The 930-nt window shown below is 61.3% G+C and carries 1 protein-coding gene; it reads right to left on the bottom strand.

The genetic code is table 11. The annotated features are described in order from the left end of the window. On the bottom strand, nucleotides 1-930 hold a 930-nt coding region (gene tssI, locus JNK74_28190), incomplete at both ends, for a type VI secretion system tip protein VgrG (GenBank protein ID MBL7650069.1).

Below are 930 nucleotides of genomic sequence, written 5' to 3'. Positions count from 1 at the left end.
AGTCGGTGGACACCAGCAGGTAATCGGCGATCTGGTCGGCCCGCGGAAACCGGCTCAGGGAAAACAGGGCGCCCGCCAAGAAACCTTGCACCTTGCCTTCGCCCTGGACGGTCTCGCGTTGCGCGGCCAGCGCCTCCATCCGCACCCGAACATAAGCGTCGCCCTGGTCGTGCTCCTGGTAGCGACCGGGGTAATCGAAGATTTCGTAGCCACGGGTCACCCCGCTGTCGTCCAGCGTCCGCCGCGCGTCGAGATTCTTGCGAGGAACCTTGAAATCGAAATCGCTCAGCGCGCACCCGCCGGTTTGTATCTGCTTGCTCACCACCCAGTCGTAAATGTGGTCGCGCTGGCGGTGGTGGTGGGGATCGGGCGGGTAGTAGGGAACGTCTCGATAGCCCGGCACCGCGCTGTGAGAGCCGTAGCCATCCGCCAAGACCAGCTTGTGCAGGCCGTTTTCGTGCTTGAAGTAGTAGTAGATGCCTTCCTGCTCCATCAGCCGGCCGACGAAATTGAAATCCGTTTCGCGGTACTGCACGCAGTAATCGCGCGGTTGGTACTGGCCGCTCAGCCTGTTCTCGAAATCCGAAAACCCCTTTTCCCGAAACAGCGCCATGATGATGTTCGGGACGGTCTCGTTCTGGAAAATCCGGCAATCGACGTTGCGGGTCAAAAACCACAGCCAGGGCCGCAGCACGGCCCGATAGACGGCGTGGCGGCCCTGGATGCCGGCATAGCGAAAGTGGCTGACGTAGCCGTTGAAGTAGCGGGTTCCGGCGCCTTCCGTGATCGTCTCCACCCGAACCGTCATGTTGCGGCCGAGCACTTTGTCCAAATCCAGCTCGCTGTTCTCGCTCAGCAATTCCAGGCGGTACTCGAACAGTTGCCCCAGGTGATCGGTGGCCTGCATCCGACGCAGCAACAGCGTGTCTT

It is taken from the genome of Candidatus Hydrogenedentota bacterium (assembly GCA_016791475.1).
Classification (GTDB): domain Bacteria; phylum Hydrogenedentota; class Hydrogenedentia; order Hydrogenedentales; family JAEUWI01; genus JAEUWI01.
This window is presented reverse-complemented; position numbering and strand designations above follow the sequence as displayed.